The sequence below is a fragment of the Rhodococcus gordoniae genome, from assembly GCF_001646655.1.
Lineage (GTDB): Bacteria > Actinomycetota > Actinomycetes > Mycobacteriales > Mycobacteriaceae > Rhodococcus > Rhodococcus gordoniae.
Window position 1 is genome coordinate 124,447 of record NZ_LPZN01000017.1, and the last position, 20,982, is coordinate 145,428.

Annotated in this window: 23 protein-coding genes; 8 read left to right on the forward strand and 15 right to left on the reverse strand. The window is 66.9% G+C overall.

Annotation, left to right across the window (positions count from 1 at the left end):
• Positions 1 to 8: 8 nt before the first annotated feature.
• From A8G18_RS09810 to A8G18_RS09835, 6 genes are all read right to left on the reverse strand, one after another.
• The gene (locus A8G18_RS09810; protein WP_064063723.1) at positions 9 to 689 is read right to left on the reverse strand and encodes a CoA transferase subunit B; all 681 of its coding nucleotides are present in this window, start codon (positions 687 to 689) and stop codon (positions 9 to 11) included.
• A 4-nt stretch (positions 690 to 693) separates the two neighbouring features.
• Positions 694 to 1,452, reverse strand: coding sequence for a CoA transferase subunit A (locus A8G18_RS09815; protein WP_064063724.1), 759 nt, complete (start codon positions 1,450 to 1,452; stop codon positions 694 to 696).
• Entirely contained in the window at positions 1,449 to 2,033 is a 585-nt protein-coding gene (locus A8G18_RS09820) for an RBBP9/YdeN family alpha/beta hydrolase (RefSeq protein WP_064063794.1), read from the reverse strand. The genes A8G18_RS09815 and A8G18_RS09820 overlap by 4 nt, the downstream gene beginning before the upstream one ends.
• Before the next feature lie 135 nt (positions 2,034 to 2,168).
• Entirely contained in the window at positions 2,169 to 3,221 is a 1,053-nt protein-coding gene (locus tag A8G18_RS09825) for a beta-keto acid cleavage family enzyme (protein WP_064063725.1), read from the reverse strand.
• Between the two features lie 53 nt (positions 3,222 to 3,274).
• Complete coding sequence (locus tag A8G18_RS09830; RefSeq protein WP_064063726.1) at positions 3,275 to 4,174, reverse strand: TauD/TfdA dioxygenase family protein; 900 nt, start codon at positions 4,172 to 4,174, stop codon at positions 3,275 to 3,277.
• A 47-nt stretch (positions 4,175 to 4,221) separates the two neighbouring features.
• Positions 4,222 to 5,199, reverse strand: coding sequence for a quinone oxidoreductase family protein (locus A8G18_RS09835; RefSeq protein ID WP_064063727.1), 978 nt, complete (start codon positions 5,197 to 5,199; stop codon positions 4,222 to 4,224).
• Positions 5,200 to 5,372: 173 nt separating this feature from the next.
• Here A8G18_RS09835 and A8G18_RS09840 point away from each other — a divergent pair, with 173 nt between their 5' ends.
• The 4 genes from A8G18_RS09840 to A8G18_RS09855 all read left to right on the forward strand — a co-directional run bounded on the left by A8G18_RS09840 (position 5,373) and on the right by A8G18_RS09855 (position 8,954).
• Positions 5,373 to 6,383 carry an AraC family transcriptional regulator gene (locus tag A8G18_RS09840; protein WP_064063728.1) on the forward strand — a complete coding sequence of 337 codons (1,011 nt, stop codon included), beginning with the start codon at positions 5,373 to 5,375 and terminating at the stop codon, positions 6,381 to 6,383.
• 180 nt (positions 6,384 to 6,563) lie between these two features.
• Positions 6,564 to 6,911, forward strand: coding sequence for a carboxymuconolactone decarboxylase family protein (locus A8G18_RS09845; protein WP_064063729.1), 348 nt, complete (start codon positions 6,564 to 6,566; stop codon positions 6,909 to 6,911).
• 30 nt (positions 6,912 to 6,941) lie between these two features.
• On the forward strand, positions 6,942 to 8,330 hold the full coding sequence (locus A8G18_RS09850; RefSeq protein WP_084421667.1) for an MFS transporter: 1,389 nt from the start codon (positions 6,942 to 6,944) through the stop codon (positions 8,328 to 8,330).
• 171 nt (positions 8,331 to 8,501) lie between these two features.
• On the forward strand, positions 8,502 to 8,954 hold the full coding sequence (locus A8G18_RS09855; RefSeq protein ID WP_064063796.1) for a response regulator: 453 nt from the start codon (positions 8,502 to 8,504) through the stop codon (positions 8,952 to 8,954).
• 39 nt (positions 8,955 to 8,993) lie between these two features.
• On the opposite strand, the gene A8G18_RS09860 is transcribed toward A8G18_RS09855, so the two are convergent.
• The 3 genes from A8G18_RS09860 to A8G18_RS22775 form a co-directional block, all read right to left on the reverse strand.
• Positions 8,994 to 9,197 (reverse strand): cold-shock protein, encoded by a 204-nt coding sequence (locus A8G18_RS09860; RefSeq protein ID WP_064063797.1) that lies wholly within the window; start codon positions 9,195 to 9,197, stop codon positions 8,994 to 8,996.
• A 374-nt stretch (positions 9,198 to 9,571) separates the two neighbouring features.
• Entirely contained in the window at positions 9,572 to 10,315 is a 744-nt protein-coding gene (locus tag A8G18_RS09865) for a GAF and ANTAR domain-containing protein (RefSeq protein WP_064063730.1), read from the reverse strand.
• Between the two features lie 1,612 nt (positions 10,316 to 11,927).
• Positions 11,928 to 12,086, reverse strand: a complete 159-nt coding sequence (locus A8G18_RS22775; RefSeq protein WP_157100847.1) for a hypothetical protein — start codon at positions 12,084 to 12,086, stop codon at positions 11,928 to 11,930.
• Between the two features lie 158 nt (positions 12,087 to 12,244).
• Here A8G18_RS22775 and A8G18_RS22780 point away from each other — a divergent pair, with 158 nt between their 5' ends.
• Positions 12,245 to 12,586, forward strand: a complete 342-nt coding sequence (locus A8G18_RS22780) for a hypothetical protein (RefSeq protein WP_019289557.1) — start codon at positions 12,245 to 12,247, stop codon at positions 12,584 to 12,586.
• 596 nt (positions 12,587 to 13,182) lie between these two features.
• Positions 13,183 to 13,644 carry a DUF5994 family protein gene (locus tag A8G18_RS09875; RefSeq protein WP_019289558.1) on the forward strand — a complete coding sequence of 154 codons (462 nt, stop codon included), beginning with the start codon at positions 13,183 to 13,185 and terminating at the stop codon, positions 13,642 to 13,644.
• A gap of 292 nt (positions 13,645 to 13,936) precedes the next feature.
• Here the strand turns inward: A8G18_RS09875 and A8G18_RS09880 are convergent, their stop codons facing one another.
• The 6 genes from A8G18_RS09880 to A8G18_RS09905 all read right to left on the reverse strand — a co-directional run bounded on the left by A8G18_RS09880 (position 13,937) and on the right by A8G18_RS09905 (position 19,649).
• Positions 13,937 to 14,173, reverse strand: a complete 237-nt coding sequence (locus A8G18_RS09880) for a hypothetical protein (RefSeq protein ID WP_064062091.1) — start codon at positions 14,171 to 14,173, stop codon at positions 13,937 to 13,939.
• 625 nt (positions 14,174 to 14,798) lie between these two features.
• Positions 14,799 to 15,338, reverse strand: a complete 540-nt coding sequence (locus tag A8G18_RS09885) for a DinB family protein (protein WP_059384781.1) — start codon at positions 15,336 to 15,338, stop codon at positions 14,799 to 14,801.
• A gap of 243 nt (positions 15,339 to 15,581) precedes the next feature.
• Positions 15,582 to 15,821, reverse strand: coding sequence for a hypothetical protein (locus tag A8G18_RS09890; RefSeq protein ID WP_226435577.1), 240 nt, complete (start codon positions 15,819 to 15,821; stop codon positions 15,582 to 15,584).
• A gap of 170 nt (positions 15,822 to 15,991) precedes the next feature.
• Positions 15,992 to 17,065, reverse strand: a complete 1,074-nt coding sequence (locus A8G18_RS09895) for a flavin-containing monooxygenase (protein ID WP_064063732.1) — start codon at positions 17,063 to 17,065, stop codon at positions 15,992 to 15,994.
• Positions 17,062 to 18,297, reverse strand: coding sequence for an MFS transporter (locus A8G18_RS09900; protein ID WP_064063733.1), 1,236 nt, complete (start codon positions 18,295 to 18,297; stop codon positions 17,062 to 17,064). Before A8G18_RS09900 ends, A8G18_RS09895 begins: the two co-directional genes overlap by 4 nt.
• Positions 18,298 to 18,302: 5 nt before the next feature.
• Positions 18,303 to 19,649: an FAD-dependent oxidoreductase gene (locus A8G18_RS09905; protein WP_064063734.1), complete on the reverse strand. Its 1,347-nt coding sequence runs from the start codon at positions 19,647 to 19,649 to the stop codon at positions 18,303 to 18,305.
• 100 nt (positions 19,650 to 19,749) lie between these two features.
• Here A8G18_RS09905 and A8G18_RS09910 point away from each other — a divergent pair, with 100 nt between their 5' ends.
• Both A8G18_RS09910 and A8G18_RS09915 read left to right on the forward strand, forming a co-directional pair.
• On the forward strand, positions 19,750 to 20,637 hold the full coding sequence (locus tag A8G18_RS09910) for a helix-turn-helix domain-containing GNAT family N-acetyltransferase (protein WP_064063735.1): 888 nt from the start codon (positions 19,750 to 19,752) through the stop codon (positions 20,635 to 20,637).
• Positions 20,634 to 20,966: a thioredoxin family protein gene (locus A8G18_RS09915; protein ID WP_245207826.1), complete on the forward strand. Its 333-nt coding sequence runs from the start codon at positions 20,634 to 20,636 to the stop codon at positions 20,964 to 20,966. Before A8G18_RS09910 ends, A8G18_RS09915 begins: the two co-directional genes overlap by 4 nt.
• Positions 20,967 to 20,982: the final 16 nt, after the last annotated feature.

Here is a 20,982-nt window from a genome sequence, read left to right on the forward strand (position 1 = left end):
GGTCGCTTTCAGGATTCGGACAAGGCAGTGGATTCGGCGATCGAGGACAGCGGTGCTCCGGTGGCGGCGCGCACCTGATCCTCGGTGACGCCCGGGGCGCACTCGGTCAGGACGAGGCCGTCGGCGGTCACGTCGATCACCGCGAGGTTGGTGACGATGCGCTGGACCACGCCCTCACCGGTGAGCGGCAGCGAGCACTGCGAGACGATCTTCGGGTTGCCCTGCTTGTCGGTGTGCTCCATGAGCACGATGACCGTGCGGGCCCCGTGGACGAGATCCATCGCCCCACCCATGCCCTTGACCATCTTGCCGGGCACCATCCAGTTCGCCAGATCACCGGTGGCCGAGACCTCCATGCCGCCGAGCACCGCGGTGTCGATGTGGCCGCCGCGGATCATGCCGAAGCTCAGCGCCGAGTCGAAGAAGGCCGCGCCGGGATCGACCGTCACGGTCTCCTTGCCGGCGTTGATCAGATCCGGGTCGACGGCGTCCTCGGTCGGATACGGCCCGGTGCCCAGGATGCCGTTCTCGCTGTGCAAGGTCACGTGCACACCCTCGGGCAGGTAGTTGGGGATCAGTGTCGGCAACCCGATGCCGAGGTTGACGTACTCCCCCGGAGCGAGTTCGCGTGCGGCTCGCTCGGCCATCTGCGTGCGCGTCCAGCCCAGTGTCTCGACAGCTGTGGTCATGTCTCTACGCTCCCTTCCCGGCGCTGACGGTGCGCTTTTCGATCTGCTTGTCCTGGACGCCGGTGTGCACGACCCGGTTCACGAAGATGCCCGGCAGGTGCACCTCGCCGGGATCGATCTCGCCCGGCTCGACGAGTTCTTCGACCTGGGCGATGCACACACGGCCGGCCATGGCGGCGAGCGGGTTGAAGTTCATCGCGGCCTTGTTGAACACGAGGTTGCCCTCGGTGTCGCCCTTGAGGGCGTGGACGAGCGAGAAGTCGGCGGTGATGGACTCCTCGAGCACGTACCGCTTGCCGCGGAACTCGCGGATCTCCTTCGCCGGCGACGCCACGGCGACCGATCCGTCGGCGTGGTACTTCCAGGGCAGTCCGCCCTGCGAGATGGGGGTGCCGACCCCGGCGGGGGTGAAGAAGGCGGGGATGCCGGCGCCACCGGCGCGGAGCTTCTCGGCGAGGGTGCCCTGCGGGGTCAGCTCGACCTCGAGCTCACCCGAGAGGTACTGCCGGGCGAATTCCTTGTTCTCCCCGACGTACGACGCGGTGACCCGGCGGATACGCTTGTCTGCCAGCAGGATTCCGAGACCGTGCCCGTCGACGCCACAGTTGTTGGAGAACACCTCGAGGTCGGTGGTGCCGGTGTCGGCGATGGCCTGGATCAGGACGTCGGGGATGCCGCACAATCCGAATCCGCCCACCGCGAGAGTCGCACCGTCACGGATATCGGCGACGGCCTCCGCGGCAGTGGCGTAGAGGCCGGTCATGTCGTGACCCCTGACGGTCGCCGAAGCAGTTCCTGCAGGAGAACGTCGACCTCGGGCCAATCACCGTAACCGGACGCCGGATTGAGGTGTCCGACCTCGCCGAGGTCGACGAATCGACTGCCCCATACTTCCGCCATCCCTGCGACCCGACGCTTCTCTGCGAGCGGATCGTTGCTACTGGCTGCGACAATGCTGGGGAACGGAAGGCGGCGACGCGGTATCGGAAGCCAGCCACCCTGATCCAGATCATCCAGGCCGGGATACCCCTCGGGCAGGGGGTTTTCCAGATCGGCCGGGGTCGCGAGCAGCGCGCCTCGGACCGGCCGGGTGGTCTGCAGAGCCCAGTGCACGCTGATGAGAACGCCGGCGCTGTGCGCCACCAGCACCACCGGTCCGCCGATATCGGCCACGACCGCGTCGAGGGCGGCGACCCGTGCGGCCAGGCTCAGGCGGTCACGCTCCAATGGAGGTACGGTGCGCACCCGGTCGAGCCGATCGGCGAGCAGGGTCTGCCAGTGCTCGGCGACGTGATCGCGCAAGCCGGGCACGATGACCACGGTCGGTTCGATGTCGTCGTTCATCATTCTCCGAAATCATTTCTTTCGCAACGGATTACCGTTCACTCCGACCACCCGGGCGGTCAGCTCGCCCGGGAGGGTGGGAGACGGGGTTCGATCGGTCCCCGTCGCCGGCGACGGGGACCGATCGAGGCAGTGTCAGGCGTGCTGGGTGAAGCCGACCTGGCCGGGACGGCGATTGGGGGCGTAGCCGAGCTTGGCGAGGGTTTCGTCGGCGTCGCGGTAGGTTTCGCCGATCCGGTAGATCTCGCGGGCCTCCTTGCCGGTGGCGACCTCACGACCGAGTTCGCCCGCGATGCGGACCAGCTGCCGGATCTGCTGCACCGAGGTCATCTTCTCACCCTTGCGGCCCCAGATCGTGTCCTCGTTGCCGCACCGGGTGTGCAGCCCCATCGCGATGGCCATGGCATTGACCGGCAGCACCGAACGCATGAGGGTTTCCAGGGTCAGGCATGCCCCGTCGGGCACACGCTGGATGAAGTTCATGATGTTGTACGGGTTCGGGCCGTCGAAGCCGCCGCCGATACCGACCCAGGTCAGGTTCAGCGGGCCGGTGTAGATGCCGCGCCGGATCAGCCGTTCGACGGTCTCGAGCTGCGGGATGGACGAGAGCTGGAAGTGTGGCTGGATGCCGGCGGCCTGCAGTCGACGCAAATGCTCCTCGACCCATTCCGGCCCGGCGGGCACCGTCATCTCCCGGTAGGTCGTCGCGAGCTCCGGGCGTTCCATCGAAGTGCCGGCGATGTCGTCCGCGGTCATCAGTTCCATGATGTTCATCTGGCTGGTGTTGATGGCGATGGTCACCTGATCCGGCTTCGGATCCAGTTCGGCGAGCATGTGCCGAACATCGTCCGAAAGCCACTTCGCTTCGGCGCCTTCACCTTCCGGTGCGAACGAGATCGAACCGCCGACCTGCAGAATCATGTCCGGGACTGCTTCGCGCAGACGGGAGAGCAGTTCGTTGAACTTCGACAGTCGCTTGCTGCCCTTGCCGTCGAGCTCGCGAACGTGGATGTGCAGCACCGTGGCACCGGCCTCGTAACAGTCCACCGCCTGCTGGACATGCTCGTCCATCGTCAGCGGCAGGTCCTCCGGGAAATCGTCCGGTTCCCATTCCGGTCCGTACGGGGCCGCGGTGATGACCAGCTTCTCCTGGCATTCGGGGAACAAGGCATCGTCGTGGAAATGCATGACAGTCTCCTGTGATCGGTTCGTGAAGTACTGGGGGAAAGAGATTTCGGTGGTCAGAAGGGGCGGTCGCCGATGATGCCGGCGCGCTCCATCTTTCGGACGGCCGGCCAGTAGTCCTGGACCGCGTAGTGCTGAGTGGAGCGGTTGTCCCAGATCGCCACGCTGTTCGGGGTCCACCGCCAACGGACCTGGTATTCGGGGATCGTTGCCTGGCTCTGCAGGTAACGGAGCAGCTCACCTGCTCCGGGGGCGTAGTCGATCCCGCAGCGGACGTTGTCCGCATTGTGGAAGTTCGTGAAATGTGTGGTGAAACTGTTGACGAACAGGACCTTTTCACCCGTGTCGGGATGAGTGCGGACGACGGGATGCTCCGCGTCCGGGAATCGGTCCTTCAACTCGAGGCGCTTGTCGATCGGCAGGCGCGCACCGAAGGACGCTTCGATGCTGTGGCGTGCGCGCAGCTCGGAGATCTGTTCCTTCACGTGTTCGGGGAGCCGCTCGTAGGCGAGGGCCATGTTCACCCAGATCGTGTCGCCGCCGACGGCCGGGCCTTCGACGCAGCGAAGGACCGAGCCCATGGGCGGGTTCTGCCGCCAGGTGGCGTCGCAGTGGTAGGAATTCTCGAACGCCTCGGGTGGGCTGTCGAGCCCCTTGTAGATGCGGACCAGGCCGGGATGGTCCGGATCGCTGCCGAGGACCGGATGGTCCTCGAGCGGGCCGAACCGCTCGGCGAGGGCGACATGGTCGGCCCGGCTCATCTCTTGATCCCGGAAGAACAGCACCTTGTGTTCGAGCAGCAGCGCTTTCAGTTCGGCGAACCGTTCGTCGTCGTGGGTCACGTCGGCGAGGTCCACGCCGTGCAGTTCCGCACCGATGCTGGCGGTCAGCGGTTGTGCATTCATGGTGATGTGCGACTGTGTCTCGTCCCGAGTGCGGTCGGCGGTGGTGGTCATGACGGTCCTCCTGGGCATGACGGGAATGAATGGGCGTCCGGGGAAGGTCAGAGTGCGAACACCGACGAGCCGACGCTGATGCCGGCTTCGAGGTCGCGGTGTGCTTGTTCGGCCTCGGCGAGCGTGTACCTCTGGTTGATGCCGATCTTGATGCGTCCGGTCGCGACATGGCCGAACAGTTCGTTCGCCAGGTCGGCCCGCTCGGCCGGATCGGCGATGTAGTCCGCCAATGCAGGCCGGGTGACGAACAATGAACCCTTGACCGCGAGCTGCATGGCGTCGATCGGGGGGATCGGACCCGACGCGGTGCCGAAGCAGACCAGCAGGCCCCGGCGGGCCAGGGAGTTCAGCGACGTCTCGTAGGTGGTGGCGCCGATGCTGTCGAACACCACCGGCACGCCGACACCGTCGGTCAGTTCGCGGACGCGGGTGGCGACATCCTCCCGGGTGTAGACGATGACTTCGCTGCAGCCGTGGGCCCGTGCCACTTCCGCTTTCGCGTCGCTGGACGTGGTGCCGATGACGTTGATGCCCAGGATCTTCGCCCACTGACAGAAGATCAGACCGACGCCGCCGGCTGCGGCGTGGAGCAGGACGGTGTCACCTGCCTTCAGCGTGGGGGCGATCCGGCGCAGCAGGTACGAGGTGGTGAGTCCGCGCATGGTCATCGCGGCTGCGGTATCGAACTCGATGCCGTCGGGGAGCGCGATCAGGTGGTCGGCCGGCATGATCCGTTCGGTGCTGTATGCGCCGAGGGGGCTGCCGGTGTAGGTGACACGGTCGCCCTCGCGGAAGTCGGTGACATCCGGACCGACGGCCTCGATCACGCCTGCCGCCTCGACGCCCATTCCTGCCGGGAGCGGAGCCGGGTACATCCCGGTGCGGAAGTAGGTGTCCGCGAAGTTCAGGCCGACGGCTTCGTGCCGGATCCGCACCTCGCCGGGGCCGGGCTCGCCGACCTCCACGGTCTCCCATTTCAAGACCTCGGGGCCGCCCGTCTCGTAGAAGCGGATCGCATGCGCCATTTGTATTCTCCTCGAATGTGGGGGAGCTCTACTTCCCTCGCACGATGTGATGTCGATAACACGACAGTAGGCGTATACTCGAGGAAATGCTTATCCCTGCGGGACATATTTATTATCATTTGGGGACCAGGCGTTATCCGGGCAAAGCTGAATTCGAAGAAGGAGAACCAGCCATGGTCTCGCCGAAACCACTGGCGCGATACGCCTCCCTCACCGGCTTCGTCGACCTGGGGCGGTCCCTGTCGATCGATCCGGTTTCCCTGATGCGCAGCGTGGATCTCGACCCGAGCGGGCTCGAATTACAGGATCGATGGGTGCCCGCTGCCTCCATCGCCCGATTGCTGGAGCTCTCCGCCACGGCCACCAACCGGCAGGACGTCGGACTCAGGCTCGCCGAACGGCGGCGCCTGTCCAGTCTCGGCCCCTTGAGTGTGGCAATCCGCGAGGAACCGAACGCCCGCAGTGCGGTGCACATGCTGATCCGCTACCAGCACACCTACAACGAAGCCCTGTTCATCGACGTCACCGAACGCGACGGATTGTCGAGGATCGCTCTGCGCGTCGAACCGGGGGAACCTATGCCCGTCCGCCAATCCACCGAGCTCGCCGTCGCCGTGATCCACCAATTGCTGCAGCATCTGCTCGGTGATCGTTGGCGGCCGGTGTCGGTGTCTTTCGAACACAGCCGACCCGAGGACGACAGCTCCCACCGTCGCATCTTCGATGCGCCACTGACGTTCGGCGGTGACTACTCGGGGATTGTCCTGTACACAAGTGATCTGGATCAGCCCAACCGCTTGTCCGACCCTCTGCTCCGCAACTACGCGCTGCAGTTCCTCGACGAACATGCTGCACCCGAGACTCCGACGCTCGATCGACGCGTGAAAGAACTCGTCGAACTTCTGCTCCCGACCGGGCGTTGCTCGATCGATCAGGTGGCCTCGAGCATCGGCGTCGATCGGCGCACCATTCACCGCCACCTGGCCCGCTCGGGGCAAACCTTCACCGGCGTCGTCGACGCCACCCGCGCCGAGCTGGCCCAACGGTTGGTCGCGGGTCGACGACATACTTTCGCCGAGATATCTCAGATGCTGGCGTTCTCGGCACCGAGTGGGTTCTCACGATGGTTCACCCGCCGCTTCGGCATGACCCCCCGGGAATGGCGCGCACGCTCGGAAGAGTAACTGTCCCGAAATGTATGGATTGACGTCCCCACGGGATAATTCATTCGGCCTCACGGCGGATAAAGTGATATGCACCACCATCCGCCACGGAAGACGTGTGCGACACACCCACGTCCCTCTGCGTGAAACGAGTGCCGCGTGACAAGACCCGAGCCCATCCCCACTCCGACACTGGATGCCATGCACCAAGACGGAAAATGGAACCCGTTGTGGGACAAACTGTCCGAATGGGATCCGGAGTGGACCGAGCAGTTCATGGCGATGAACGCCATCCCCATCCAACGCAAAGTTTTCACCCCGCAGTTCGTCGAACTGCTCAGCATCGCCATCGACGCCGCCGCAACCCATTTGTATGCGCCCGGCGTACGTCGCCACATCCGGGCCGCCCTCGACCTCGGTGTCTCCCGTGACGAGATCCTCGCCGTCCTGCAGATGGTCAGTGTTCTCGGCATCCACGCCTGCAATCTCGGCGTCCCCATCCTCGCCGAAGAACTCGACGCCCACCAGGCACGCCGCGCCGCATCCTGACCACTCATCTGCCTCACCCGAGGAGCATCCATGGCCAATCGACTCCCCTCGATCGACATTTCCGTCGACATCGTTCCCGACTCACCACAGGGCGACGTCGACACTCACCACACCGATGTAGACGGTCGGGTACGCCGTCGTTCCGTCTATCCCTGGCTGGTCTTCGCGCTGACGTTCGCGCTGCTGCTGTCGGACTACATGTCCCGCCAGGTACTCAGCGCCGTCTTCCCGTTCCTGAAAGCGGACTGGGCCCTGTCGGACTCTCAACTCGCCTCGCTCACCAGCATCGTCGCCCTCATGGTCGGTCTGCTGACCTTCCCACTCTCGCTCCTCGCCGACCGCTGGGGTCGGGTACGCAGCCTGATCCTGATGGCAGTGCTCTGGAGCATCGCGACCCTGTTCTGCGCCATCGCAGCCAACTACGAACAGCTGCTGGCTGCACGCTTTCTGGTCGGAGTGGGCGAAGCCGCCTACGGCAGCGTCGGAATCGCCGTGGTCCTGAGCGTCTTCGCGCCCCGGGTGCACTCCGCCCTCAGCGGCGCATTCATGGCCGGCGGCTCGTTCGGCTCGGTCATCGGTGTCTCACTCGGTGGCGTCATCGCGGTGCACCTGAGCTGGCGGTGGTCGTTCGCAGCCATGGCAGTGCTCGGTCTGATTCTCGTCGCGCTGTTCCGGGCCGTGGTCACCGAGCGGCGCTTGGCGGCGCACGCCGCAGACCAGGGCCCCGCGATGCCTGCCCGGCCGGATGCACTGCGGATCCGTGTACCCGTCTCGACCCTGTTCACCAGTCCCGCCGTGTGGTGCGCCTATCTCGGGGGCGGCCTCCAGATGTTCACCGCCGCCGTGTTGCTGGCGTGGACTCCCAGCTTCTTCAACCGCGAATACGGCATGGCCCCGGACAAGGCCGGCGTGATCGCATCGGTCTTCGTGCTGCTGGTCGGCACGGGCATGGTGGTGTGCGGGATGATCACCGACCGGGTCGGCCGCGACAATCCGTCCCGGAAATGGTCCAGCGCCATCGTGTTCTGCGCCATCTCCTTGACCTCCCTCGGGACTGCATTCCAACTGGAACCGGGAACGGCGCAACTGATCCTCATCGCGCTCGGGGCCTTCTTCTCCGCCGGCTCCTCCGGTCCGACCGCAGCGATGGTGGCCGGCTTGACCCACCCATCGGTACGGGCTTCGGCACTCGGCAGCCTCACCGTCGCCAACAACCTCCTCGGACTGGCGACCGGGCCCTTCATCGTCGGCATTCTCGCCGATCGCCTGGGTCTGCTCGGGGCGCTGCAAATCACACCACTGGTGTACGTCTTGGCGATCATCGCTCTACTCTTCGGCCGACGGCTCTACCCTGCCGGTTTGAGGAAGCTCTCGGCTCACAGCGACGCCGCGACCGACCGTTGTAGCCGACAGCCGTAACGATCCCCGGTACTACCGTTCTCGTGAAGACCCTCGACCGGCAACCGAACAGCCGGGTAGCCATCGCAATACGCCGAGAACTGCGTGCCTGGTCATCCCGCCGGTTGTCGCTCGGGGGCACATTCTTCTCGGGCATTCATGCGTTATCTGCAAATTCCGGGAGAACGCACGATGACCGACTTTGCGCAGCCCGTCGTCGTTCTGCTCGTCGAGGACGACCCCGCGGACGAACTGTTGACCGCCGAAGCCCTGGGCGAGTACAAGATCACCAACCGGGTGCATGTCGTGCGGGATGGGTACCAGGCTCTGCGTTTTCTGCACCGGCACGGCCCGTACAGTGAGGCGCCCCGCCCGGATCTGATCCTCCTCGATGTGCACCTGCCCCGATGTAGCGGAGTCGAGGTCCTGGATCGGATCCGGGTCGATCCGGATCTGCGGGCCATTCCCGTGGTGATGCTCACCGCCTCGGTCGCCGAGGAAGATCTCCTGCGCAGCCGCCGGCTGCCGGCCGATGCCTACATCGTCAAACCGGTCGATCTTGCGCAGCTCGCTGTGGTGGTCCGCCGCATCGACGACTTCTTCTTCCAGGTCGTCCACGCCCCCACCCCCGCTGATCCCCGCTGAGACAGCGGAATCGAGCAGAGCGGCGCTTCGGGTCGTCACTCACAGCCGACGTACCCGGCGGGCGTGGCGCCCTTTCGGGCCCACACCCACGTCGAATTCCACCTCTTGGTCGTCCTGGAAGACGGGGACGTTGCTGCAGTCGATGTCGGTGTGCTCGACGAACAGGTCGCCGCCGGCGTCGTCGGGAGCGATGAAGCCGAATCCTTTGTCACCGTTGAACCACCTGATCACCCCGCGTGCCACCGCCACCTGCCCTTCCTCGATACCGCCGAGGTCGATGCCTGATTGTGTCATCGCTTGGTTCGATGAGCGGTGGCATTCGACGAGGACGCGAGGACCTTCAGCACGGCAGGGCCGCCGCGAGGGCGGGGCAGGACCGATTCTCCGGGTCAGTCGCAGGGTGGTCCCTGGATGTAACGCTAGAGGCGAAAGTCCATATGTGTTTGTCGGCAGTCCCCGCTTTTTCTCCCTCCTCGGAGTGACGGGGCCGCTCGGTCCGCGCATTCCTCCCCCGGTGTGCGTGGATCGGCGGGAAGCCCGGTGGGTGCACACCCGGGTTTTCCGCGCCGCTGTCGGCGGTACTGCGGACCGCCGGGCGGTCGCTTTCGTCGGAACGATCAGGGATTGTGGGCGCGGCCGTGCCGCTCGAGCATGGCGCGGGCCAGGTCGGCGACTTTGAGGTTCATCTGCTGGGAGGTGCGGCGCAGTGCGTCGAAGGCCTCGTCGGCGGTCATCTTCTCCAGTCCCATCAGCAGGCCGACGGCGGTGCCGATCTCGCGGTTGCTGAGCAGCCCGGCCCGCAAAGACGCGATGTCCTGATCGCGGCTGACCGCGGTCGCGGTCACCGACGCGAAGGCAGCAAGCACACCGGCCTGGGCGGCGGCCTGGGTGGTGAACGCGCCCGGAGTGGTGGAGAACAGGTTCAGGGCACCGATCTTGTGCTGGTCGATGGTCAACCGGAAGCCCATCACTGCGCGCACCGGGGTGGTCTCGACCACCGCGCGGGCGAGTTCGGGCCACTGGGAGGCGGTGCGCAGATCGGCGTCGATCTGCGGGATGTTCTCGGTGATCGCATCGACGCACGGGCCTTGTCCGAGGCGTCGCTCCAATGCGTCGATGCGGGCAGCGATGTCATCGGTGGCGGCGACGGTGACGTGCTGTCCGCGCTGCTGCAACATCACGCTGGCGTGGTCGCAACCCGGTACCAGCAGGGTGGCGGCGACGCAGATCGCCGCGTACACCTCGCTCGCGTCGGAGCCGCTGTACAAGATCTCGGCCAGCGCGGAGAACACCGTGGCCGGATCCGCCCGGGTCGGCTCGGGGATCAGCGGGGACTCGGCCACCGCGTCCTTGTCGGTCATCACATAAGGATTTCACGCCCCCGATGGCAGCCGGCACCGGGGATGACCCGCACGGTAACCACCACCAGGTGGCCACCCGCGGTGAAGGCGAGCCCACCGACCGTGCCCATCCGCAGTGCGGACGGTGCCATCACTGTCCTACCGCAGAGGCGGCACGGACCCGGGATCTGTCGCAGGGGCACGCTCCTTCGGCATCGCGCCCCTGCTCGCGATCGTCGTCGAGCGGTGGCGGGACCTCACGTAGGTCGCGGTCGGATGATGCGACCGAGGTGGAGAACCGAGCACCGATCTACGCGATGACCAGCCAGGGAACCCAGTTCACGGGGGCAATGAGCCGAACCGAAGCAGGCTTACCGGATGGTACGTAAATCCGGTAGTTTCACTCGGGTCGAGAGCACACCCGAGGATAGTGGCACCGTCAGCTGCGCTACTGAACCGACGGCACCTCTACCGTGCCGACCCGAAAGCCGACGACCGCTCCCACGCTACGCCTCTGCCCGGGTGTTCTATTCTCAGCGTCGCCGAGTCGCAATGCGATCAGTGCCCCCGACGGGTACGGACGGCCCCACGTCCCCTGCGGGAATCGGCCCCCGCACGATGCTCGCGCATCACTTCAGGGCGGAGCCGGTGCGAACCCGAAGTTTGTTTACTCAGGCAAATCCGAACGTATACTCGAATAACCCCTTCCCCCAGGGTGGTCGGCACCGTCGAATCCTACAAAAAGTCCACTTCTGCGGGGTTCGCCCGGCTCGACTCCCGGACGCGGCCCCGTCTGGCTGTGCCCACTTCTGAGCTGGGGGAACGCTGGGGGAGGGTCCTACCGGCACGAAGGCCAGGATCCGACACGTCCCCGAGGAAGCGGTGTCCTGCGTCATTCGACCTGAGGCACGAAGAGGCCACTGACCAGCAGTGCCTCAACCATGTGGCAAAGCGGCGCCGTGGCGTTTCTGCCACCTTGGTGAGGCAAGCCCTTGGCCGGCTATCGGGACATACGTTGCTCGACGGGTAGAGGCGCTCGCGTGACGAGCGATCCCTGGCGCTCGTGAGGCGTTGCGCAACGGTTATGACGAAGACGCACTGCTGCATGCCAAGACCAACCCCGGCGACCGGCACGACACATTCTTTGAGGACCAGAACGCGCAACACTGCATCGACAATTGCACACGTACGCAGCATCGCGGGCACTACGGTGCTCATCACGCCGCGGCGGAACGATGCCGCTGTCCCAGTCGTTCCTATCGATGTACTGCAGATCCGATCTTTTCTTGTCTGCGCGTAGCCCGATAAACTGATCGGCACCACCGGCACCCCCTGCGCGGTGGTCGAGACCCCGCCGACGTGGCTTCCGCCCCGCCGACGGGGTTTCTCGTCGATGTGAACACACAGCTATCGCTGGGGTCGGAATGATGGGACGCTGGGCGAGGCCGGATCGGCTGTGCCCTGCAGGGGGCTGCGCAGCCGTTCCGGCCGCCACCGGCGCATTTCTGCCACCACTGGCACGTTCGCTCGATGACAGAGGAACACGCATGTTTCCGATCCACGGTGAGGGGGCACACGGTCGGTACCCAGGCCGGTCTATCCGGAGAGCTCAGCTCGGGGAGGCATCGCCAGTTCAACCCAGCAGCTGGCGATGCCGTCTTCGCACTCGTGCACCCGCACCAGCCTCCTCGAAACCTGATAAACAAACGTGAACTGCTGCGTCCATTCCGACCAGGACGATGAGCAACAGCAGCATGTGAGCTTTCAGCGAATTCAGGAGTTCATTGCTCACTGCTGCACCTGGTCTCGGCTGATCGGCGAGGCTTCCACGACAGATGATTCGCTCGTACCACTCCCCTTGGTGGTGGGCACCGATGCAGTTCGGAGTCGGAGCCCCGTTCCACGGAAGTCCCGCTTGATCCGGAGATGTTCCACCGACGAGGAGAGACCATGAGTTTGGTGTACTACATCCTTCCCGATGGTCGTGAAGCCGGCTACGGAGTCGCCGCCGAATGCGACGATCCTCAGTGCCATCAGCTGATCGACCGGGGACGCGGGTATCTGTGCGGGGACAATCCCCTCGGGCGTAAGGAGGACGACGAAGCGGGGTGCGGCAACTACTTCTGCCTCGTGCATCTGCCCGACCACCGGTGCCCGGTGCCGGGATGCGATGTGCCCTGCGATGACGCGTTGCCGTGTTCGCTGGTGCGTGGTCACGATCGGCCGCACCGGAACACCACCGCCCGGCCACGCACGCGTACGCGTCGACGCTCACCCCCGAGACACCCGTGACCACCTCACACACCCGCGCTTGTCCCACCTCGATACCTGAGGGCGGTGCCCACACACCGGATCGGAGAATTCGCCGGGCCGCATCCAGCGCCGAGACGGCCGTCGCAGGCGTGGGCCGTCGCTACGGCGCGGGCCGTCGCTACGGTCCTTCCGCCGGTGGTGTCGTCCCGGGGACAGACAGGTCCCACCGAGGGATGCGACCTGACCGGCTCTCCCGCAGGCCAACGCTGCGCCTTGGCGGTCTGTGCGCTGGCCGCCACGTGGGCTCTCTCGCGGTGTACCGGGCCACGGTGTGCCGATTGCCGACCACGTGACCGTGGTGACGGTAGGCTGAAGGTGCCGGGGCCTGAAGTGCGAGACCATGCCCGGTCTCGTCGGCGCCGTCGATATGAGCAGGCCGCTCTGCGGCCCAGTCAGGAGCGTCGCGATGACGCTGCACCACGCCCGGATCCGCTCGGATCGCTCTTTCTCTCGTTACCCCGCCGGACCTCGGCGACTGCGCGGTGATTGTCGCGAGTACCGGGTCCGGTGGACAGCCGCCACGGACCTCGGATGCCGGCACCGGCCTCCATCCGGACCCGACACGGGAGTATGACATGAGCAGACTTCCGCGGCGCCTGTTCACCAATCGTGACCTGGGGCGTTTCCGCGCTGCCGCCGACGGTGGACAGCCCTTCGACGCCCCGACCCGCACGGTGCGGCTGCTTCTGCGCGACCCCGACGAGCACTCCGCCGGCGTCGACGGCGCCTGGTGGCCGCGGGGCGACAATGTCACCGCCGAACTCCACAACCTGGTCTCCGCACTGACCTCCCGCCTGGGACGAACCGAACGGATCGCCTTCGACTGGAATGCCCTGAGCATCTCCCAGCGAGGTATCGATCCTCCGGACGGTCTCGACTTCGTCGGACCGGCACCGGATCAGCCACGCAACCAGATGTACGTTTTCGGCCGGAACGGAACCTGCCTCCGGTTGTTGATCATCGAGCCCATGCTCGATGCCGACCGAGCGTACGAAGACATGCAGAAGACCGTGGCACCGAATACCGAACAAGCCTGAGCAACCTAGGTGTTCGGTCATCGACAGACCCTCGCGGTGCTGCCGTGTCACCACGACAGGCCTGAATGTGCGTAGCGTTCATCCGGTCCTACCAGCTCCCAGCCGAGGATCACACCCGCACACCGAAGACCACCGGGGATTCGGACCCGCGACGAACCCATCCGCCTCCAGGTGAGGATCTGCACAGCTGAACGAAAGGCGCCGGACGATGCCCATGCTCCCCATGATCGAGGCAGTGCTGCGGACCCATTACCGCCTCCTCCGAGTCCCGCTGGCGGTATTCGAGCAACACCTATCTCGTCCTGCCGGGCAGGGCTCTGCCGTGCATTCGGCCTGCCGACAAGTACTGATCACGTGTGACCGCACGGCCGCGCACGTTCTGCGTGACGGGACGGCCGGCCATGCCGCCGACCGGACCGAGCAGCGCCACACCGCCGACCGCCACGCTCACGCCCGGAAACAACACGACCGAGACCTGCGGGACGCAGCAGTACTCGACGAGCACCGCCGTCGATTCCTCGACAGCCACTACCGGGCTGGACACACCTCGCCACCGGCCCATTCATCGGAGACACCACCGAAAGCCGCCAACGGTAGCGTTGAACAACGATGATCCCCGATATTCGGATGTGCGCTCCGGGGGCCTCCCGCACCGAGAACCGCCAAACGATCTGAAGGAATGCGCAGACGAGGGGATCTCCCGTCACGAGATACGGGCAGTGCACCTCATCCTAAAATCCACAAATAGGCTGTAGGTTCTCGCCCAACTTGTCAGTCGGGCAGCGCGTGGACCTGCGGCGTTCCAATTTCGTGTCCGTCAGTGATTCTCGCGAACTTGTCGGAGGCCTCAGAAATTCCGACCCCGTCTCGCTGCGCGCCTGCCCTGAACTGGGGAAACGCGGAGATGAGGGCGCCCTACCGACACGAAATCTGGAAAATGACACGTTCCAGCGGAACCTACACCGCTGATGTAGGTTCCCGCCGGAGGTGTCAGTAGTGCGGCGCACGGGCCTGCGGCTTTCCAATTTCGTGTCAGTCAGGGATTCTCACGATCTTGTCGGAATCCTCAGGCATCCCGGACGATGTTTCGGTCCTGTGCCCAAGCCGCGAGAACCGAATCGAAGAGTCTGCTGCCTCGAAGCCTGAGTTCTGACTCAATGCGGACGATCGAGAGTGAGCTGTCGTTCGTGGAAATCGAAATGTCTGACGGGATATCGGTACAGCTCACCAATGGTCATGTAATCGGTGAAGAACGGGTCCCAGCGCACCGGGAAGAACATTCCCCGTCCCAACGCCTGCTCCGATTCGCGTTGCAGTCGGCGGCTCAGCGCACCGATGACCCGGTCGGCTTTCGTGCCCATCCGGTTCCGGTCAAACACCAGGGCTGCAGCGCATGAACCGTAGTAATTCACCACGTCAAAAGGCCGCGTACCGGCATCGAGGACCTGGGCGAATCGACGCTCCACTCCGGCGGGCAGCCGGCTGACCATCCGCACCAAGGGCAGCAGCGCCGCCACCACCATGTACCCGAAGACCATGTGGAACAACAGTTGCTCGTTGGTCCACCGCGTCCCCGCCGATCGACTCCGCAACGAGGTGTCGGAAGCGTCGGCGAGGAGCCGGTGCAGATGCACACGGGTGCGTTCGAGCTCGCCGGCGATAGCGGCCCTGTCCACCCGCTCGGAATGGCCCATGATCCACCACCTGTCCAGGGAGCCGACGGCACTCGATGGCCGTCGATACCAGACTTCCCCCTCCCGGGCGGCCTCCACAACTGCCGGCCGAATTCAGTCTCATGTCGCGAATCGATATAGCGCCCCCGTCGACCCTCGGATGCCACGTCGGACGTACCTGCCGCAGTGGCGCGGCGCGGATCGCCGTGTCGTGACCGCCGGACGGCTGGCGTAACAGCAGCAGCGCGGGATGACGTGCGCCGCTCAGAGATCGAACAGCGAGAATTGGTCCTTCTGTGCTCGAGTCTCGGAGTCGGCGAGGTATCGGTCGGCCATGGCCCGGGCGACGGTTTCGTCGCAGCCGAGCTCGGCGGCGACTTCACTCCAGTCGTGTCCGTTGTGCTGGAGTTGCCACGCCAGCTGGTGCAACTGTTCGTCCATGTCCATCAGCGCCGCTCCCGCGGTCGTGTCGGCCGGAACCCGTTCGACGACGCGGGTTCTCATTGAGACAGATGGTAAACGCGGATGCGGGCATGCGGCGGCAGACATGCCGCCCACCGTCTCGAATCGGCGACGGATCGCACGAGAGATAGGTAAACCCGCCCCCGAGGGGACGGGCGGTGTGCCGTCCATGGTGTCACCGTTTCCGTGAACATCTATGGACGCAGCGCCGGTCAGGGACCGGTGGGCAATGCGCGTCGGGACCGGGCGGCGACCACCCGATCGGCGACCCGGCCCGCGTCGCGACCGACACCGCGCAACGACGCCGACGACAGACTGCGCTGCCATTCGAGACCGACATACCCCAGCCCCGGGGGAGTGGTGGAGAGGCCCTGCCGGCGCCGGGGCCGGCCCGTCTCGTCGAGGGCGCCGAGACCCGTCAAATAGGGCAGGTGCGGGCGATAACCGGTGCCCAACAGCACCGTGTCGGCGGTGGTGCTCGTGCCGTCGGGCCAGAACACCCGGCGATCGTCGAGCCCGGTGAACAGCGGCCGCGGCCGCGGGTTGCCGCTGGCCAGGGCGCGGCGGTAGCGGCCGGTGTCGAGGACCTGCTGGGTCGGCGGCGCAGGCAGCCACGGCCCGACCGGGGCGCGGTCGACTCCGGTGATCGTGAGCCAGAAATGCACATCACGGCCGAACGGTCGCTGCGGCAAGAACTTCGGAGGTCGGCGGCTGGCGAGGGTGACGGAGGCGACCTCGGTGAGCTCGGTGGCGATCTGCACCGCGGAGTTACCGGCACCGACCACGATGATGTTCTGACCGGCCAGCGCAGCAGGCTCGCGGTAGTCGCTGGTGTGCAGCACCGTGCCGCCGAACGTCTCCAGGCCCGGCAGCGGCGGGATATTCGGGGACCCGAAGTAGCCGGTGGCCGCGATCAGGACCGGCGCGGTGGCACTGGCACCGGCGGCGGTCTGGGCGGTGTAGACGCCCGTGTCGTAGGTAACGGTCTCGACGCGGGAGCCGGTCACGATGTCGACGTCGAGTCCGGCGGCGTAGCGACGCAGATAGTCGACCACCTCGTCGCGCCGCGGATAGCGCTGCGGGTCGCCTGGAAACGCCAGGCCCGGTAGTGCGCTGTATTTCGCCGGGGAAAACAGGGTGAGGCTGTCGTAGTAGTGCGGCCAGGCCCCGACGGGCTCGTCGCCGGCTTCGAGCAGTCCGGTGCGCAGGCCTCGGGTGGATAGGGCGTGGGCGGCGGCGAGGCCGGACTGGCCACCACCGATGACGAGGGCGTCGTAGTCGGTCATGAGGTTCCTTCAGTGGACGGAGGGGCGGTCAGGCGCGGCACGGACGCGACCGCGAGGAGCGCGGCGATCACGGCGACGACTGCGAGGACGAGGTAAGCGGTGGCGTAGCTGCCGGTCGCCGACGCCAGGGCGGTTCCCGCCCACGGCGCCAACGCCATCACCACCACGATCGGGGCGGACATCAGCCCCCCGAGCCGGCCGTAGTGGGTCGAGCCCCACCGGTCGGTGATGGCGGTGGCCTGGATCAAGGTGAACAATCCGCGTACCAGTCCCGCGCCGATCGCCGCGCCGATCAACGCCGCGGCCGTGGTCACCGCCCCGAGCAGCGCGGTGGTTGCCGCGGTGCCGGCCAGGATCACCACGATGCGGCTGCGGACGCTGGTACGGGCGACCAGGGTCAGATAGCCGAGGCGGCCGAGGACCTGTCCGGCGCCGCCGAGCCCGAGCGTCACCGCCGCCACCGACGGGGAGAAGCCCTGTTCGAGCAGCAACGGCACCAGATTGAAGACCCCGGCGAAGGCGGTGAACGCACCGAGAGCCAACGCGGCCACCAGTGCGAGGAACGCGGGGCTGCGGGCGATCTCCCGGTGCCCCAGGGCCGCGCCGTTCGCCGGTGGGGCCGCGGTGGGCCAGGATCCGCGTAGTCCCCACCAGTGTCCGGGGATGGTGATCGCGGCGAGGATCGCCGCGAGGATCAGGTAGGTGGTGCGCCAGTCCGACTGCTGATCCACTGCGGAGGTCAAGGGGGCGAAGATGGTGCTGGCCAGGCCCGCGGCGAGGGTCAGGATCATCAGGGCGTGCACGGAGCGGTCGCCGTACCAGCGGGTCAGCGCGGCGAACGCCGGTGGGTAGAGCACCGCGCCCATCGCGGTGCCGGCCAGCAGCCATCCGGCGTAGAACACCGGCAGCGTGGGGGCGAGCGCGATCAGGACCAGCGCGGGGACGGCGAGGACCGAGCCGGCGGTCATGATCGTGCGCGGTCCGACCCGGTCGAGGATGCGCCCGACCGGGATACCCGCGAGCGCGGTGGCGAGCTGACCGAGCGAGAACGCCGCGGTGATCGACGTGGGCGACCAGCCGGTATCGGCGGAGATCGAGACCGACAGGACCGGGAACGCGTAGTACAGGATGCCCCAGCTGGTGATCTCGGTCAGGCACAGCACCGCCAGCACCCGCCGCAGCCCGGCGCCGGTGAGAGCGCCGGGCTGCGGGCGGGTCGACGTGTCGGTCACCGGCGTTATCCGCCGGTGCGGGAGAGGGTGACCAACTGCGGCTCGGGCGCACCGCAGCACCCACCGGCCGCGGCCTCGGTGGCGGTGTCGGCGGCGGGGTCGTCGAACACTCCGGCGCCGCCGCACACCCCGGTCTCGGGCAGGGTCAGCTCGACGCGGGCGGCGGCATCGTGGTCGCCGGCCAGGGCGGCGGCGATGCTGCGGACCTGCTCGTAGCCGGTCATCGCCAGGAACGTCGGGGCCCGCCCGTAGCTCTTCATCCCGACCACATAGAAGCCGGGTTCGGGGTGGGTGAGCTCGGCGACGCCGTGCGGGTAGACGGTCCCGCACGAGTGCACGTTCGGGTCGATCAGCGGGGCGAGCGCGGTCGGGGCCTGCAGCACCGGGTCGAGGTCGAGACGGATTTCCGAGAGCCACGACAGGTCCGGCCGGAAGCCGGTCGAGGCGATGACCTCGTCCACCGCCTCGAGGCGGGCGCCGGTATCGGACACCATGACGACCTGACCGTCGGTGGCGGGTTCGACGGCGGCGGTGCGGAACCCGGTGACCACGGTGAGCAGCCCGTCGTCGACGGCCTTTTTCGCGCGCAGTCCCAGGGCGCCGCGGGCAGGCAGTTGGTCGTCCTGGCCGCCGCCGAACGCGGCGCCGACCTCGCCGCGGCGCACCGCCCAGGTCAGCCGGGTGCCGGGGTCGGTGCGGGCGAGCTCGGCCAGCGCCACGATCGCGTTGAGTGCCGAGTGGCCGCTACCGGCGATGACGGTGTGCCGGCCGGCGTAGCGGTCGCGCACCGCATCGTCGCCCAGGTCGGGGACGCGGTAAGTGATCTTCTCGGCTGCGGCGCGTTCCCCGAGGGCGGGCAGGCCTTCGCCGCCGAGCGGGTTGGGAGTGCCCCAGGTGCCGGAGGCATCGAGGACGGCGCGGGCGAGCAGGCGGGTTTCCGTGCCGTCGCGGTGGCGCACGTGCACCGACAGGGGTTCGGTGTCGCGGCCGGCGTCGACGATGCGGTCGCGGCCGCGGCGAGCGATGCCGACGACCTCGTGATCGAGGCGGACCGCGTCACCGAGAGCATCCGCCAGTGGGGTCAGGTACTGCCCGGCCCAGTCCTGGCCGGTGGGGTAGGCGTCGTCCTCGGGCGCGGTCCAGCCGGTGGTGTCGAGGAGGCGGCGGGCGGCGGGGTCGATCAGTTCGGCCCAGCGGGAGAAGGTGCGGACGCTGTGCCATTGCGTGATGGCGGCTCCGGCGGCGTCGCCGCGTTCGAGCACCAGCGGTTCGAGGCCGCGTTCGCGCAGGTGGGCGGCGGCGGCCAGGCCGATCGGTCCCGCTCCGACGACGACAATGGGCAACTCGCTCATGACAGATCCTTTCATCGATGGGTATCGATCTAATCTGCTGTCAGAGTATCGATGGTCGTCGATGTATGCAACCATCGATGCCGATCGATATAGTGGGGGTATGACAGCACTCGGTCTACCGATCACGGCGACCCCCGGCGCGGAGGTGGACCTCGACGCCCTGAGCCCGCAGGACGCGGCCACCTACGCCGGATGGTTCGCCTGCCTGGCCGAACCCACGCGGGTGCGGCTGCTGCACCACGTTGCCGCGCATCCGTCCGGCATCACCGTCGGCGAGCTCGCCGACAGGCTTGGGATCGGCCAGCCCACCATCTCCCATCACGTCCGCAAACTCGCCGACGTCGGCTTCGTCACCACCGGCAAACAGGGCACCAGCACCGTGGTGCGGATCAACCCGAGCTGCTGCAGCGACCTGCCCAGTGCCGCCGATGCGGTCATGGGGGTGCTCACCGCCCGCCCGTGCTGCCCCGAGGACGTCCCCGCCGACGTGGCCGTGCGCCCACTCGCAGGCGGTGACTGGGAGGCGGTGCGCCGCATCTACGCCGACGGCATCGCCACCGGCGCCGCGACGTTCACCACCGAAGTCCCCAGCCGCGACCACCTCGAGCACCAGTGGTTGCCCGAGCATCGCTGGGTCGCCGAGATCGACGGACAGGTCGTCGGCTGGGCAGCCTTGAGCCCGGTATCGAACCGCGAGTGCTATCGGGGGGTGGCCGAAAATTCGGTGTATGTCGGCGACGGCATGCGCGGGCGCGGCGTCGGCAAGGCCCTGCTGCGCACCCAGGTCATCGCCGCCGATCAGGGCGGATTGTGGACGCTGCAGACCTCGATTTTCCCGGAGAACCGGGCCAGCCTGGCGCTGCACCATTCGGCGGGTTTCCGCACCGTGGGGGTGCGCGAACGCATCGGCCGGCTCGACGGCATCTGGCGCGACACCGTGCTGCTCGAACGCCGCTCCGAGGCCGTTCCCGCCACCGAGAACCAGTGAGAGCGAATCGGGTGGAGATGGACATCGAACTGCCGTACTTCGACGGCTGCCCGAACTGGGAGCTGATGCGCGACCGCCTCGCCGAGGCCCTGGCAGCGACCGGCAACGCCGGTACCCCGATCCGGCTGCGCCGTATCGAGACCCCGGAGGCCGCCGAGCGCGTCGCCTTCCCCGGATCCCCGACCATCCGCATCGACGGGACCGATCCGTTCGGCCCCACCGAGGGCGTCGGATTGACGTGCCGCGTCTACCGCACCGCCGACGGGCACGGGGGTGTCCCGAGCACCGCCGATCTGATCACCGTGCTGCGGCAGGCCGAACACCGGTAGAGACCGGGTATCGGCT